The organism is Aromatoleum diolicum, from assembly GCF_012910955.1.
Classification (GTDB): Bacteria; Pseudomonadota; Gammaproteobacteria; order Burkholderiales; family Rhodocyclaceae; genus Aromatoleum; species Aromatoleum diolicum.
The window spans coordinates 42,112-55,685 of sequence record NZ_WTVQ01000017.1; the positions used below are offsets into that span (position 1 = coordinate 42,112).

General features: G+C 66.4%; 17 protein-coding genes. 15 read left to right on the top strand and 2 right to left on the bottom strand.

The annotated features are described in order from the left end of the window. The first annotated feature begins 10 nt into the window (after window positions 1–10). The 3 genes from GPA25_RS11610 to GPA25_RS11620 all read left to right on the top strand — a co-directional run bounded on the left by GPA25_RS11610 (window position 11) and on the right by GPA25_RS11620 (window position 1,649). On the top strand, window positions 11–400 hold the full coding sequence (locus GPA25_RS11610; protein WP_169260551.1) for a ChaB family protein: 390 nt from the start codon (window positions 11–13) through the stop codon (window positions 398–400). Window positions 401–827: 427 nt separating this feature from the next. Next, complete coding sequence (locus tag GPA25_RS11615; protein WP_169260552.1) at window positions 828–1,268, top strand: PRC-barrel domain-containing protein; 441 nt, start codon at window positions 828–830, stop codon at window positions 1,266–1,268. A 219-nt stretch (window positions 1,269–1,487) separates the two neighbouring features. Further along, window positions 1,488–1,649, top strand: coding sequence for a DUF1328 domain-containing protein (locus tag GPA25_RS11620; protein ID WP_169260553.1), 162 nt, complete (start codon window positions 1,488–1,490; stop codon window positions 1,647–1,649). A gap of 141 nt (window positions 1,650–1,790) precedes the next feature. On the opposite strand, the gene GPA25_RS11625 is transcribed toward GPA25_RS11620, so the two are convergent. Then, window positions 1,791–2,729 carry a GGDEF domain-containing protein gene (locus GPA25_RS11625; RefSeq protein ID WP_169260554.1) on the bottom strand — a complete coding sequence of 313 codons (939 nt, stop codon included), beginning with the start codon at window positions 2,727–2,729 and terminating at the stop codon, window positions 1,791–1,793. A gap of 394 nt (window positions 2,730–3,123) precedes the next feature. Here GPA25_RS11625 and GPA25_RS11630 point away from each other — a divergent pair, with 394 nt between their 5' ends. The 12 genes from GPA25_RS11630 (at window position 3,124) to GPA25_RS11685 (ending at window position 11,934) form a co-directional block, all read left to right on the top strand. After that, a complete protein-coding gene (locus GPA25_RS11630; RefSeq protein ID WP_169260555.1) occupies window positions 3,124–3,345 on the top strand; it encodes a CsbD family protein in 222 nt (73 codons plus the stop codon). Between the two features lie 18 nt (window positions 3,346–3,363). After that, window positions 3,364–3,819 carry a hypothetical protein gene (locus GPA25_RS11635; RefSeq protein ID WP_211163074.1) on the top strand — a complete coding sequence of 152 codons (456 nt, stop codon included), beginning with the start codon at window positions 3,364–3,366 and terminating at the stop codon, window positions 3,817–3,819. Between the two features lie 257 nt (window positions 3,820–4,076). Beyond that, window positions 4,077–4,250 (top strand): DUF1328 domain-containing protein, encoded by a 174-nt coding sequence (locus tag GPA25_RS11640; protein ID WP_169260556.1) that lies wholly within the window; start codon window positions 4,077–4,079, stop codon window positions 4,248–4,250. Window positions 4,251–4,531: 281 nt separating this feature from the next. Continuing rightward, window positions 4,532–5,503: a Bug family tripartite tricarboxylate transporter substrate binding protein gene (locus GPA25_RS11645; RefSeq protein WP_169260557.1), complete on the top strand. Its 972-nt coding sequence runs from the start codon at window positions 4,532–4,534 to the stop codon at window positions 5,501–5,503. A gap of 109 nt (window positions 5,504–5,612) precedes the next feature. After that, the gene (locus GPA25_RS11650; protein ID WP_169260558.1) at window positions 5,613–6,596 is read left to right on the top strand and encodes a Bug family tripartite tricarboxylate transporter substrate binding protein; all 984 of its coding nucleotides are present in this window, start codon (window positions 5,613–5,615) and stop codon (window positions 6,594–6,596) included. Continuing rightward, window positions 6,593–7,078 carry a tripartite tricarboxylate transporter TctB family protein gene (locus GPA25_RS11655; protein WP_169260559.1) on the top strand — a complete coding sequence of 162 codons (486 nt, stop codon included), beginning with the start codon at window positions 6,593–6,595 and terminating at the stop codon, window positions 7,076–7,078. The genes GPA25_RS11650 and GPA25_RS11655 overlap by 4 nt, the downstream gene beginning before the upstream one ends. Window position 7,079: 1 nt before the next feature. Beyond that, window positions 7,080–8,597 (top strand): tripartite tricarboxylate transporter permease, encoded by a 1,518-nt coding sequence (locus tag GPA25_RS11660; protein WP_169260560.1) that lies wholly within the window; start codon window positions 7,080–7,082, stop codon window positions 8,595–8,597. A gap of 14 nt (window positions 8,598–8,611) precedes the next feature. Next, on the top strand, window positions 8,612–9,361 hold the full coding sequence (locus GPA25_RS11665; protein WP_169260561.1) for a YjbE family putative metal transport protein: 750 nt from the start codon (window positions 8,612–8,614) through the stop codon (window positions 9,359–9,361). Window positions 9,362–9,382: 21 nt separating this feature from the next. Continuing rightward, window positions 9,383–9,823, top strand: a complete 441-nt coding sequence (locus GPA25_RS11670) for a universal stress protein (RefSeq protein ID WP_169260562.1) — start codon at window positions 9,383–9,385, stop codon at window positions 9,821–9,823. 17 nt (window positions 9,824–9,840) lie between these two features. Further along, complete coding sequence (locus tag GPA25_RS11675; RefSeq protein ID WP_169260563.1) at window positions 9,841–10,833, top strand: tripartite tricarboxylate transporter substrate-binding protein; 993 nt, start codon at window positions 9,841–9,843, stop codon at window positions 10,831–10,833. A 70-nt stretch (window positions 10,834–10,903) separates the two neighbouring features. Next, a complete protein-coding gene (locus GPA25_RS11680) occupies window positions 10,904–11,353 on the top strand; it encodes a universal stress protein (protein ID WP_169260564.1) in 450 nt (149 codons plus the stop codon). Between the two features lie 122 nt (window positions 11,354–11,475). Further along, window positions 11,476–11,934: a ferritin-like domain-containing protein gene (locus tag GPA25_RS11685; protein ID WP_169260565.1), complete on the top strand. Its 459-nt coding sequence runs from the start codon at window positions 11,476–11,478 to the stop codon at window positions 11,932–11,934. Here GPA25_RS11685 and GPA25_RS11690 read toward each other — a convergent pair. Then, a complete protein-coding gene (locus GPA25_RS11690; RefSeq protein WP_169260566.1) occupies window positions 11,931–13,514 on the bottom strand; it encodes a SagB/ThcOx family dehydrogenase in 1,584 nt (527 codons plus the stop codon). The two genes, GPA25_RS11685 and GPA25_RS11690, sit on opposite strands and share 4 nt — an antisense overlap. Window positions 13,515–13,574 lie beyond the last annotated feature (60 nt).

Here is a 13,574-nt window from a genome sequence, read left to right on the forward strand (position 1 = left end):
GGAGGAAATCATGCCCAAGCACGGAGTCAATCTACCGCGGACACTTCAGCGTTCCCCCGCCAAGGCGCAGCGAACCTATGCGGAGGTGTTGAAGAACGCCGAGGAACAGTACGGAAGCGGCGAACGGGTGGCCAGGACGGCCTATGCCGCACTCAAGCACAGCTTCGAGAAGGTCGGAGATCATTGGGAGTCGAAAAAGCACCCCGGACCTTCCGATTCCCGCTCGCAGCAAACAAGCGCGGACAAGCGCCGCGGTCGCGGCGAGACCTTTGGCGGCGTCGATGTCGAAGGTCACACCCGCCAGGAACTCTACGCCCGTGCACGGGCCCTGGACATTCCGCGACGCTCCACCATGAACAAGGAAGAGCTGGCGCTGGCGATCAGCAAGAAGCAGGATTGAGCGGGTGACGAAAGGAATCCGGAGTGTGGCCGGGGGCCGATGTCGCCGGCTCTGCGCGGTTCGTCGACGCGCAGATGACGACCGGCGCGACGCCGGCAGGCAACTTTGACGTCCGGTGTGTAATTTCTTCCCTGCACCGATGGGCGCCCAGCCGCAAGCGGGATCCGCGGCCGAAGGGCCCGCCCGGCAGCAGCGGCGCAACGTGTTCCCCCTGCGCCGGGCACGACGATTGCCCCAGCACTGGAGCGCCCAGCACGCCGAAAACCGGCTGCATGCAGTATCCAGGACGGCGCTCGGCGCCTGGTCGTCCATCGCCCTTTGCCGGCGACGGCAGGATCGTCCAGGCAGTAGCGGACGACTTGAAGGGCAGTGGCTGCTGTTCAGCACCGGCGCCACGCCCATCCATCAACCCGCAGGAGATACAGCAATGGCAAGCGTACATTCTGGTAGCACCGCCCGGGGCGAAACGCGCATCATCGGCACCCAGCACGAGCCCGGTTCCGGCCCCGGTCCGGAAATCATGGCCGCGGACACCCTCGAAGGCGATGACGTGGTGAACCATCAGGGCGAAGACCTCGGCATGATCAAGGAAATCATGATCGACGTCGCGGCCGGCCGGGTCGCCTATGCGGTATTGGCTTCGGGCGGCTTCCTCGGTATTGGCGACAAGTATTTCGCGATCCCGTGGAGCGCGCTGACCCTGGACGCCGACAACAAGCGTTTCGTCCTCGACGTCGACAAGGAGCAGCTGAAAAACGCCCCGGGCTTCGACAAGGACCACTGGCCGACGATGGCCGACCCCGCCTGGGCCACCGAAGTGCATCGCTACTACGGTCAGCCGACTTACTGGTCGCCACCGGAGCTATGACCGGCTCAAACTGCGCCCACGGCGCAGTTTGAGGCTCACTTCGCTCACCCCGGGCAGCGCATCGGGGTGAGCGTTTTTTTCGTTCGTTCTGCCATACCCGACCGCCAGCTGCGTACCAGCCCTCTCGGCCGGCGGAATCAGCGGTGATGGTGTGCGGAGATTCCTGGGCACGACGATTGCAGTGGCCATTGGCACCACATCAGTCAATGGAGGTGTGCCATGTTGCACTACGCTGCAGTGTTTCTGGTGATTGCGCTGGTCGCGGCGCTACTGGGCTTTGGCGGCATCGCCGCCGGTGCCGCGGAGATCGGCAAGATCTTGTTCTACATCTTCCTGGTGATCGCACTGGTGTCATTGGTTGTCGGACTTCTCCGACGATGAAGCGGTCCTGATGAACCCGAAGCGTACCAAGGACGATGGAAGCCACTCCGCGCCGGGCCAGGGATCCGGAAGTCAAGGCCTGTCAGGTCGCTGTCGAAAACTGCCGCGGCGTGGTTCAGCGGCCGGGGATCAGTCCCTTCCTCATCGCCGGCCTGCGGCGGCAGGGTTTGCTGACCGCCGTTTGGGGGTGCGCTCCGCAAGCTCGACGCGGTTTCGGCCCCCTTGCTTGGCCCGGTAGAGCGCCGCGTCGGCATCCGCAATCAAACGCTTGATGCTGCGTCCGGACGCAAATTCGGACACTCCGATCGACAAGGTCACCGTCGCCACGACGTTGCCGTCACGAATTTCGGCCGCACCGATACGTTCCCGCAGGCGATCCAGCACGCTCCGCGCCTCCTCCCCGGAAGTCTCCGGCAGCAGCACCAGGAACTCCTCTCCGCCATAGCGAAAGACCTGGTCATAGGGGCGCAGACCGTCCGTGAGCCGAGCGGCCAGTTCGGCCAGCACATGGTCGCCGAAGGGGTGCCCGTGCGTGTCATTGACCGCCTTGAAGTGATCGATGTCGGCCATGGCCACGGTGAACGGAATTTTTCCGCGGCGCGCGCGGGCGAGTTCTTCCTTCAATTCGCGCTCCATGACATGGCGCGTAAATACGCCGGTGACCTCGTCCACTTCGATAAGCGTGGCGGCGGTATTCGAATGCAGGCGATCGGCGAAGTCCTGGAATGCTTCGACGGCGCGCAGTAGACGGGCGAGCTTCGCGGGTTTCAGCGTGTCCGCGCGAGATCGGGCAAGGCAATCCTCGGCGAGCGCATGCACGGCGCGGTGGCGCGCGAGCAGGCTGCGGTACGCTCCGCTGGCCTCGATCTCGGGACCATATCCGCCCGCCACGGCCTCTTCAAAACGACATGCCAGCGTGGAATCGAAACCCGCATCGGAAGCGTCGCGCGAATCGGGAAAGCGCAAGCTGAACATCACGCTCATGAGATGTTCCAGATGCGCCTTCAACCCGCGCCGGAGATCTCTCAGGAAGTGATCCAGTTGCAGGTTGCTGACTTCGCTGGGGAGGCTGTCTGCCATCACATGAACTCGGTTTGTCGGGCGCGCGGAAGTCCGTTTCGCAATCCACCACGCACCGATCCAGCTCGGGGCACTGCGCGCATGGCGCAACTGAGGCTGGGCGGGACGGTCCGCAGCGCCCGCCCTCACGGTCAGGGCAAGACCGTACGAGCGAGCATACACCCTGCCCCGCGAGCAAGCCGTGTGCCCCGCGCCGTCGCCGGGCGCCGAACCTGGCCTCCATCCGTGCCACCTTGAAATATTTACATCGCAATGTGTAATTCCTTGCCCTGATGAACCGTGGAGTCACGCAAATACCTGATCTTTCGGGACGTGCACCGGTGGCACAGGGTTTGCACGTCAAGTGCGGGTCGGCACTTCGCGCCGCATCCAACCTGACTGAAAGGAGAGCGAAATGAACTGGGATCGTATCGAAGGGAACTGGAAGCAGTTCAAGGGGAAAGTCAAGGAAGAATGGGGGAAGCTGACCGACGACGAACTCGATCGGATGGCGGGGCAGCGCACGCAACTCAGCGGCAAGCTGCAGGAGCGTTACGGCATCGCGCGAGACGAAGCCGAACGTCGGATCGACGAATGGCTCGACCAGCAGGCCGACCAGATCGACCGGACCCACTAAGGATCAGGAGATGACGTCATGATGAACCTGAAGATCACCACTGTCGCCGCAGCGATCGTGTTCGCGTGCTCGAGTGCCATCGCGACCGACGCCATGACAAAGGACGAAGTCAAGGCCGAGAAGGAACGGATCGAGTTGGACTACAAGACGGCCAAGAAGGCGTGCGACGCCATGACGGCCAACGCGAAGGACATCTGCGTGGCCGAGGCCAAGGGCCAGGAGAAGATCGCGAAGGCGGAACTTGCGGCGAAGGAAAAGAGCACGCCCAAGTCGCAGTACGAAGTTACGATGGCCAGGGCCGATGCGCAATACGATGTCGCGAAGGAGCGCTGCGACGACATGAAGGGCGCCGAGAAGGACGTCTGCGTCAAGGACGCCAAGGCGGTCCATTCCCGCGCCAAGGAAGATGCCAAGGCCGCGCTCAAGACGAGCGACGCGCGCCGCGAGGCGGGCAGCGGCGTCGCACAAGCTTGATGCCGCGTACCGGCCCACGCGCGAACGCCGCGACGGCATGGCTGGCGAGACAAGTAAATGCGTCAGTGATGCAAGTCTGCGGCACGCGCCGCAGCAACGGCCTGCTTCGACACTCGGCCGGGCGCGCCCGCCCGGCTGGTGCCGGCGTGTTGGCCTAAGCCGCTGAACGGCTTCCACGCCGACTTGTCCACTGCCATGATCGGCAGTTGGCCGCGCGGCGATCGCAGCCGCCGGTCCCACGCACCGGAGGCATGCACATGCTGAAATGGGCCATCTTTTTCTTCCTGATCTCGCTGGTCGCCGGGATCCTGGGCTTCACCAATGTCGCCTCGGGTGCTGCGGCAATCTCCAAGGTGCTGTTCTTCATCGCGCTGACGCTCTTCCTGATCGTCCTGGTGTTCGGCGTGCTGCTCGGAGTTCTGGTGTTCTGACCTGCGGACGGTGGCATGCCGGTCGCGGACGCTGCGGCTCGATGCGTTCGCGGGAGGGCGCCGCGACTCCCGGCTGCTTTAACGAACTGCGCTCCCGGCGCCCGTCCTCACGCGGGCCACGGAAACCTGACAGGCACTGAAAGCCAATCGAAAGCCCTCCTCCGTATCGTCCGTCTCCATGCAGGGACGGACCGCTTTGGCCCTGCAAGGAGCCAAGCCCGTCGAGACCGGATGCAAGAGAGACCGCACGACGGGGATCACATACCAAGGAGGAGATATTCATGTTCAGGAACATCGTCAGGACCACTCTCGTCACCGGCGCACTCGGTTTCGGTTTCCTTGCCAGCGCACCGGCGCTCGCGCTCGACAGCATCAAGATTCTCGTGCCGGCGAACCCGGGCGGCGGCTGGGACCAGACCGGGCGGGCGCTGCAGGCGGCGATGAACGCCGAGGGCATCGTCAAGAAAGTCACCGTCGACAACAAGGGCGGGGCGGGCGGCACGATCGGGCTGGCGCAGTTCGTCAATGGCGCGAAAGGCGACGGCAGCGCGACGATGGTCGGTGGCATGGTGATGGTCGGCGCGATCGCGACCAACAAGTCGCCGGTGAATCTGACCCAGGTGACGCCGCTTGCGCGCCTGACCGGCGAATCGCTGGTGGTCGTGGTGCCCGCGAGTTCCAAGGTGCAAACGCTGAAAGAGCTGCTCGACCAGTTCAAGGCCAATCCCGGCTCGGTGTCGTGGGGCGGCGGCTCGGCCGGCGGTTCGGACCACATACTCGCCGGCATGATCGCGCAGGCAGTCGGCGTCGATCCGTCGAAAGTGAACTACATCGCCTACGCCGGCGGCGGCGAGGCGCAGGCGGCGATCATGGGCGGCCACGTCGCGGCCGGCATCAGCGGCTTCGGCGAGTTCCAGTCGCAGATCAAGTCGGGCAAGCTGCGCGCGCTGGCGGTGTCGGGCACCGAGCGCATTCCGGGTGAAACCGTGCCGACGTTGAAGGAGCAAGGCGTCAATGTCGAACTGGTGAACTGGCGTGCGATCTTCGCCGCGCCGGGCATCAGCGACGCGCAACACAAGGAACTCGTCGCGGCGCTCGACAAGGCAGTCGCGTCGGCGTCGTGGAAGGAAACCCTGAAGCGTAACGACTGGACCGACATGTACCTCAGCGGCCCCGAGTTCAAGAAGTTTCTCGATGCGGACATCGAGCGCCTGACCAAGCTGGTCAACGACCTCGGCATGGCCAAGAAATAAGTCCGTCGGCGCCGCGGGCGGGAACCCCCGCGCGCGGCGCACGCCTCAGCTCCCGAGCCCGGCCGCCAGCGCGGCACAGGCCGAAGCACACCGTCTGGAGACGCTCCGCATGCTTCCCAACATCAATGGCGCCGGCATCGGCCGCGCGCTGAGGACCACCCTCGTCGGCGTCACGCTCGCGGCCGCCACCACCGTGGCGCTTGCCGCCGACTACAAGATCCTCGTGCCCGCCGCGCCCGGCGGCGGCTACGACCAGCTCGGCCGCGCGGTGCAGGCGGCGCTGCAGGCCAGCAAACTGGCCGATCGCGTACAGGTTACCAACGCGGCCGGTGCCGGCGGCACCATCGGCCTGGCGCAACTGATCAACAACAGCAAGGGTGACGGCCACGCGCTGATGGCGAGCGGCAAGGGCATGGTGTCGGCGGTGTTCATCAACAAGTCGCCGGTGACTTTATCGAACGCCACGCCGATCGCGCGCCTGACCGGCGAATACGAGGTGCTGGTGGTGCCGGCGAGTTCGCCGCTGAAGACCATGGCCGACCTCGTCGCCGCCTATAAGGCCAACCCCGGCGCGGTGTCATGGGCGGGCGGCTTCGCCGGCGGCGTCGACCAGCTCACCGCCGGCATGATCGTGCAGGCGATCGGCGGCGAAGCGGGCAAGTTCAACTACGTGGCCTTCGGCAGCGGCGGTGAGGTGCTGGCGCAGGTGCTCGGCGGGCATGTCACCGTCGGTCTGGGCGGCTATAACGAATTTGCCGGCCAGATCAAGGTGGGCAAGCTGCGCGCGCTGGCGGTCACGGCCCCCGCGCGCGTCAAGGACATCGACGTTGCGACGCTGAAGGAACAGGGCATCGACGTCGAATTCGTGAACTGGCGCGGTCTGATGGCGGCCCCGGGCATCACGGAGGCGCAGCGCCAGGAACTCGTGAAGGTGGTGACGCAGATGGCGAAGAGCGATCAATGGAAGGCGACACTGGAAAAGAACGAGTGGGTCGACATGCTGATGACCGGCGACGAGTTCAGGAACTACGTCGAGGCCGAGCAGAAGACCGTGCTCAAGCTGGTGAATGACCTCGGGCTGGTGAAGAAATGAGCACGCACGCGCGCATCCATCCCGGCGAGCTGCTGATCTCGCTCGCATTGCTGGCACTCGGCAGCTTCGTGGTGCTCGAGACCCAGGGCATCTCCGAGACCCAAGGCTACTCGCAGGTCGGACCGCGCCTGTTTCCCTATCTGATCGGCACCGGCCTGACGCTGTGCGGTGCCTGGCTCGGCTGGCAGGCGCTGACCGGCGGCTGGCGCAACGTGCCGCTCGACGATGGCACGCACGCCGCGCCGGACCGCATGGCCTTCGTCATCATCAGCGCCGGCGTGCTGCTGCACATGGTACTGATCGGCTGGGCCGGCTTCATCCTCGCCTCGACGCTGCTGTTCGTCTTGATCGCGCGCGGCTTCGGCAGCACCAAACCGGTACGCAACCTGATCATCGCGGCGGTGCTGAGCGCCGTCGTGTTCTTCCTGTTCACGCAAGGCCTGGGGCTGACTCTGCCCGCGGGTCCGTTCGGAGGCGCATGAGATGGACACCCTGAACGCACTGATGTCGGGCTTCGCGGTGGCGCTGAGCCTGCAGAACCTGCTGCTCGGCTTCGTCGGCGTCACGCTCGGCACCGCGGTCGGCGTGCTGCCGGGCGTCGGCCCGGCGCTGACGGTGGCCTTGCTGCTGCCGGCCACCGCGAGCTTCGACCCCACCGGCGCGCTGATCATGTTCGCCGGCATCTACTACGGCGCGATGTTCGGCGGCTCGACGACCTCGATCCTGCTGAACACGCCGGGCGAATCGGCGACCATCGTCACCGCGATGGAAGGCAACATGATGGCCAAGCGCGGCCGTGCCGGTCCGGCGCTGGCGACCTCGGCGATCGGTTCCTTCGTCGCCGGCACGATCGCGACGCTGCTCCTGACCTTCGTGTCGCCGATGGCGGTCGACGTCGCGCTGAAGTTCGGCCCCACCGAGTACTTCGCGGTGATGGTGCTGGCCTTCGTGACGGTGTCGGCGGTGCTCGGCGCCTCGCCCGCACGCGGTCTCGCGAGCCTGTTCCTCGGCCTGACGATCGGCCTCATCGGCCTGGACAGCCAGACCGGCCAGGCGCGCTTCACGCTGGGCATCCCGGAACTGCTCGACGGGCTCGACGTCGTCGTCGTCGCGGTGGGCCTGTTCGCGGTCGGCGAGACGCTGTACGTCGCGACCTACCTGAACCGCACGACCGACACGATTGAGCAGATGAAGGGCTCGATCTGGATGAGCAAGGAGGACTGGAAACGCTCGTGGAAACCTTGGCTGCGCGGCACCGCGCTGGGCTTCCCGTTCGGCTGCATCCCCGCCGGCGGCGCCGAGATCCCGACCTTCCTGTCCTACGCGACCGAGAAGAAACTCAGCAAGCATCCCGAGGAATTCGGCAAGGGCGCGATCGAGGGCGTCGCCGGGCCGGAAGCGGCGAACAACGCGTCCGCCAGCGGCACGCTGATGCCGCTGCTGACGCTGGGCCTGCCGACCACCGCGACCGCCGCGATCATCCTCGCCGCCTTCCAGCAATACGGCCTGCAGCCCGGCCCGCTGCTCTTCGACACGCAGCCAGAGCTGATCTGGGGCCTGATTGCAAGCATGTATATCGGGAACGTCATTCTGCTCGCGCTGAACCTGCCGCTCGTCGGCCTGTGGGTAAAATTGCTGACGATCCCGCGCCCGCTGCTCTACGCCGGCATCCTGATCTTCGCGACGATGGGCGCTTACGGTCTGCGCAATTCGTGGTTCGACCTGGCCTTGTTGTATGGTATCGGCGTGATGGGCTTCGTCATGCGTCGGTATGACATCCCGGTCGCACCGGTGCTCGTCGGCATGATCCTCGGGCCGCTGTCGGAACAGCAGTTCCGCCGCGCGCTGGCGATCAGCCAGGGCGACCTGACGATCTTCGTGACCCAGCCGATCTCCGCGACGGTACTCGCGATCACCGCGCTGGTGGTGATCGTACCGCAGGTGTGGCGCCTGATCCGCCGCATGCGGGCGAGCGCCATCGGCCACGAATCCCCTGTATGAAAGGAGACTGACCCGTGTTTGAATTCATGATGGACGGCGCCTTCTGGGTGTCGGTATTGCAGATCATCGCCATCGACATCCTGCTCGGCGGCGACAACGCGGTGGTGATCGCGCTGGCCTGCCGCAAGCTGCCCGAGCACCAGCGCAACAAGGGCATCGCGTGGGGCGTGCTCGGTGCGATCGGCTTGCGCGTCGTGCTGATCTTCTTTGCGCTGCAGCTGCTCGAACTGCCCTTCCTGAAGCTCGTCGGCGCGCTGCTGCTGCTGTGGATCGGCGTCAAGCTGATGCAGCCCGAGGACGAGGACGGCCACGGCAATGTCGAAGGCAGCACGCACCTGCTCGGCGCGATCAAGACGATCGTCATCGCCGACGCGGTGATGAGCCTCGACAACGTCATCGCAGTGGCCGGCGCAGCGAAGGGCGATCTCTCGCTGGTGGTGTTCGGCATCGTGATCAGCATTCCGATCATCGTGTGGGGCAGCAAGTTCGTGCTCAAGCTGATGGACCGCTTCCCGGTCGTCATCACGCTGGGGGCCGCGCTGCTGGGCTGGATCGCCGGCGGCATGCTGGTCGGCGACGTGGTGCTGCGACCCTATATGGAAGGCATGCCGGGCTGGCTGCATTACGTGACCTCGGTGGTCGGCGCGCTCGCCGTTGTCGCCATCGGTGCCTGGCTGGCGAAACGCCAACGCGGCGAACCCTTGCCGCCACTGGTCGAACTGGCCGTCGAAAACGCCAACGACACCCCATCGCACGGCAAGTGAAGGATTGGAAAGGAGACAGCGATGCTGAAAGTACTCGTACCGGTGGATGGTTCGGACAACGCCAACCGTGCGCTCGACCACCTGCTCAAGCTGCGCGCGACCAATGGCGAACTCGATATCCATCTGCTCAACGTGCAGATCCCGATCGACTCGGGCCACGCGCGCATGTTCGTCAGCCACGAGGACGTGGAGGGCTTCCACCGCGAGGAAGGGCTCGCGGCGCTCGCCGCCGCCCGGCGCACGCTTGACGAGGCCGGCGTGCCCTACACCCACCACATCGCGGTCGGCCACGTCGCGGACACGATCATCCGCTACGCGACCGAGCGGCACTTCGACAAGATCGTGATGGGCACGCACGGCCGTGGTGCGCTCCTGGACGCGCTGCTGGGGTCGGTGGCGCACGCGGTGCTCGAGCGCTCGCCGATTCCGGTGACGCTGGTGAAGCCCAACGCAGCACGCTGACCCGTACGGAGATCCGCATGACACACAAGACCCGCGGCCTGCCCGCCGCGCTGCTCGCGCTCGCCTGCGCGACCCAGGCCCTGCCCGCAGGCGCCGCCGACCAGCCGACCGCGCCGGCACGCAAGCCCGCGATCATGATCATCGTGCCCTTCACGCATGGCGGGCCGACCGACGAACTCGCGCGCCTCCTTCTCGCCCCGCTCGGCAAGGCACTGCAGCAGAAGGTCGTCGAGCGCAACATCCTCGGCGCCGGCGGCACGCTGGGCACCGAAAAAGCCAGCAAGGCCAGGCCCGACGGCACCACCTTGCTGCTGTCGAACATCGGCCAAGCGACCAGCCCGAGCCTGTACCGCGACCTGCGCTACGACCCCATCGGCGACTTCGAGCCGATCGGGCTGATTGCCGAAGTGCCGATGATGCTGGTCGCGCGCGCGGGACTGCCGGCCAAGGATCTCAAGGGGCTGCTCGCCAGCGACACCAGCGCGCTCAGTTACGCGCATGCCGGCGTCGGTTCCGCCTCGCATCTGTGCGGCCTGCTGTTCATGAACGCGACGCGCAGCAAACCGCGGGCGATCACTTACCAGGGCACGCAGGAAGCCTTGTCCGACCTGGTCGGCGGCCACGTCGATCTGCTGTGCGACCAGCCGACGAACACGCTCAAGGCGATCAAGGCCGGCCAAGTACGTGCCTATGGCGTGACCAGCAAGGCGCGCACGGACGTGCTGCCGCAGGTGCCGACGCTGGCCGAAGCCGGCCTGGCGGACGTCGAGCTGGTGGTGTGGCACGGCCTCTATGCGCCGAAAGGCACGCCGCGCGAGACCATCGAGCGCCTTGCCACGGGATTGCGCGAGGCCCTCGCCGACCCGGCGCTGAAGACACGGATGGCCCAACTCGGCGCCATCCCCGCGAGCGCCGGGCAGGCGACCCCCGAGGGCCTGCGCCAACGGCTGACAGCCGAAGCACTGCGCTGGGAACCGATCCTCCGCGGGGCCAGCGTGCGCGCCGACTGAGCCGGCACTGCGGAACGCGCCCCCGATCGCCGCATGCCGACGCATCCACTCTCAATCTGAAGGAAGCACCATGTTCAAGCACATCCTCGTTCCCACCGACGGCTCGCCACTGTCCGACGAAGCACTGGTCCGCGGGATCGCGCTCGCGCGCGACCTGCATGCACGGCTGACGATCCTCAACGCCACCGCCGAAGCTCCGTTTCCGGTGACCAACTTCGGCGAGGATGGCCACTATGACGCCGAAAAATCGCGCCGCTTCGCGCAACAGGCCGTGGCGCACGGGCAAAGCATCGTCGACGCCGCGGTCGCCCGCGCGCGCGACGCCGGCGTCGACGCCGAACCGGTCCTCGAAACCAACGACACCCCCCACCAGGCCATCATCCGCACCGCCACCGAACGCGCCTGCGACCTCATCCTCATGGCCTCGCATGGCCGCCGCGGCATCAACGCACTGCTGCTCGGCAGCGAAACCAACAAGGTGCTCGCGTACTGCAAGATCCCGGTACTGATCTGCCGCTGACACCCGCCCGACACCGTGCCTGACGATCGCTGCCCCCGGCAGGCGCCACAGCGGTGAACTAGAGTGTAGCGAGGCGGCGTTCCGGAAGCCCCGACGCGGCGCGCGCAGACAAGGAGAACGACATGGCGGAACTCGACAAGGAAGCAACCGTTTCGGTACTGAACCACATCCTCGAAGCGGAACTGGCCGGCGTCGTGCGCTACACGCACTACTCGTTTCTGGTGTTCGGCTTCGGCCGCATCCCGATCGTGTCGTGGCTGAATTCGCAGGCCGAGGAATCGCTGATGCACGCGCGCGCAGCAGGCGAATGGGTCGCGACGCTCGGCGCTCACCCCTCGCTCGCGATCGGCCCGCTGCTCGATTCGCACCAGCACGATATCGGCGCGATGCTGCGCGAATCGCTGGATGCCGAGCGTGCCGCGCTGAATCTCTACCGCGACCTGCTCACACTGGTCGCGGACCGCTCGGTGGCGCTGGAGGAATTCGCGCGCCAGATGATCCAGACGGAGGAACAGCACCTCGCGGAAGTCGACAAGATGCTGCGCAAACCCGGCGACCTGTCGGCCTTCGCCCCCGCTTAGCGACCGGCGACCGGGTACGGCGGCAGCGAACTCAGCCGCACATCCTCGATCGGCCCGCCGACGGTGAAGTGATACAGGCTCTGCCACTCGCTTCCGGCGAGGCCGAGGAGCGTATGCATGGCATCGTCGAAATAGCAGCCGATGCCGGTGCCGCGCAGGCCGGCGGCCTCCGCCTCGAGATACAGCACCTGGCCGATCATGCCGCATTCGCGGAACAAGGCCGGGTAGCGCCACGGCTCGCGCAGGGCGAGGCCGAAACGCCCCAGCATGCCGAGCGCGAAGCACGAATCGGCGGCGATCTCCTGATGGCAGCAGATGTGTTGCGCCGCCGCTCGCAGGTCGTAGGGGATCAGCAGGTACAGCGGCAAGTGCGGCGGGCCGACCTTGTGCCACGCCCAGTCCTCGCGCAGCGCCGCGCGCAATTCGTCGAGCGCCGTTGCATCGCGCAGGAAAACGTACAGCCCCGCGTCAAGCCCGGTGACACGATGGACGAATAGCGCCAGATGCACCTGCGGCCGCGTCGCCCACGCACTCCACGGCGGCACGCCGGGGCGCGGCAACAGGGTGTCGAGCATCGCGAAGAAGGCGTCCGCGCTCATGCCGGTCACTCCGTCGAAGGCGACCGCGCTGCGGCGCTGGCGGACCAGCGTTGCGACGACCAGCTCGAGGGCCGGCTGCGCGGGCGGCGGCAAGGCCGGCGTGGCGGGTACCACCTCCGCCGTGATGCGCGGCTTGTGCGCAGCGGCATGCACCGCGTCGATGTCGTGCCAGTCCACATGGCTCGTGCTGAGCCGATTCGCCGCGCCCTGCCACGTGCAATGTCCACTGAGGGCGACGAGCGCATCCACGTCAACGGTCACCTGCGCCGCACCAAGCAGCATCAGCACGTCCGGCGCTTCGCGTTCGGCCGTGCCGAAGTCGGCCTCCCGATCGAGCCCGGCGAGACGTGCGATGTCGTCGTCGCCGACCGCATCGAGCACCCGCGCCGACCAACCGAGCGCCGCAGCCGCCAGCGAGACGGCGGCGATTGCATGACCGCAGTCGTGCTGGCAATAACGGTAGGCGCGCATGCCGTACTTCCACGCCTCGCGCCAGTGGATTGAACTCAAGGCGACCAGCACCGCCGGCCCGCGAAACGCCGCATCCCAGTCGTCACCGGCCTGCGCCCGCTGTTCCAGCACGTGCTTGCGGCTCAGATAGTGATACACGCCCGCGGCGACGCCGGGCAGTGCCGGCGCAATCAGGTAGCCTTCGGTCGGATGCAGGTTGCCGCTCGAAGGATTGCAGCGTAGCGCCCAGCGCGAGCCGCCGAATTCCTTCCACGCCGACAGCGCCAGCGACAGTTCGAACAGCAGGCCGACGTGTTCGCGATCGAGCGGCGCCGGCGCCGGCAAGCTGCCGCGGCGCACATCGTTGTAACGCGTCGCCAGCCCGTCCGCCGCCAGCGGCAGCGCCACCTGTGGCGCACCCGCATAGCTGCGCCACGGATCCGGCTGATTTGCCCAGTCGAGCCGGCCCGGTCCTGGCGCATAACGCTCGGGTCGGTGCTTGCTAGTCTCATGATATGCACGGATGGTCATGGCAGCGCCCCTCGGCGGCGATCCGCCGGTTCTTCATTATTCCACCTGCAAGCGGCACAA

Bases quoted from the DNA above. Each gene is read 5' to 3' on its own strand.
- GPA25_RS11640 (WP_169260556.1), top strand. From the start codon at position 4,077: ATGCTGAAATGGGCCATCTTTTTCTTCCTGATCTCGCTGGTCGCCGGG.
- GPA25_RS11650 (WP_169260558.1), top strand. From the start codon at position 5,613: ATGCTTCCCAACATCAATGGCGCCGGCATCGGCCGCGCGCTGAGGACC.
- GPA25_RS11675 (WP_169260563.1), top strand. From the start codon at position 9,841: ATGACACACAAGACCCGCGGCCTGCCCGCCGCGCTGCTCGCGCTCGCC.
- GPA25_RS11660 (WP_169260560.1), top strand. From the start codon at position 7,080: ATGGACACCCTGAACGCACTGATGTCGGGCTTCGCGGTGGCGCTGAGC.
- GPA25_RS11655 (WP_169260559.1), top strand. From the start codon at position 6,593: ATGAGCACGCACGCGCGCATCCATCCCGGCGAGCTGCTGATCTCGCTC.
- GPA25_RS11680 (WP_169260564.1), top strand. From the start codon at position 10,904: ATGTTCAAGCACATCCTCGTTCCCACCGACGGCTCGCCACTGTCCGAC.
- GPA25_RS11610 (WP_169260551.1), top strand. From the start codon at position 11: ATGCCCAAGCACGGAGTCAATCTACCGCGGACACTTCAGCGTTCCCCC.
- GPA25_RS11685 (WP_169260565.1), top strand. From the start codon at position 11,476: ATGGCGGAACTCGACAAGGAAGCAACCGTTTCGGTACTGAACCACATC.
- GPA25_RS11615 (WP_169260552.1), top strand. From the start codon at position 828: ATGGCAAGCGTACATTCTGGTAGCACCGCCCGGGGCGAAACGCGCATC.
- GPA25_RS11635 (WP_211163074.1), top strand. From the start codon at position 3,364: ATGATGAACCTGAAGATCACCACTGTCGCCGCAGCGATCGTGTTCGCG.
- GPA25_RS11625 (WP_169260554.1), bottom strand. From the start codon at position 2,729: ATGGCAGACAGCCTCCCCAGCGAAGTCAGCAACCTGCAACTGGATCAC.
- GPA25_RS11630 (WP_169260555.1), top strand. From the start codon at position 3,124: ATGAACTGGGATCGTATCGAAGGGAACTGGAAGCAGTTCAAGGGGAAA.
- GPA25_RS11670 (WP_169260562.1), top strand. From the start codon at position 9,383: ATGCTGAAAGTACTCGTACCGGTGGATGGTTCGGACAACGCCAACCGT.
- GPA25_RS11620 (WP_169260553.1), top strand. From the start codon at position 1,488: ATGTTGCACTACGCTGCAGTGTTTCTGGTGATTGCGCTGGTCGCGGCG.
- GPA25_RS11645 (WP_169260557.1), top strand. From the start codon at position 4,532: ATGTTCAGGAACATCGTCAGGACCACTCTCGTCACCGGCGCACTCGGT.
- GPA25_RS11690 (WP_169260566.1), bottom strand. From the start codon at position 13,514: ATGACCATCCGTGCATATCATGAGACTAGCAAGCACCGACCCGAGCGT.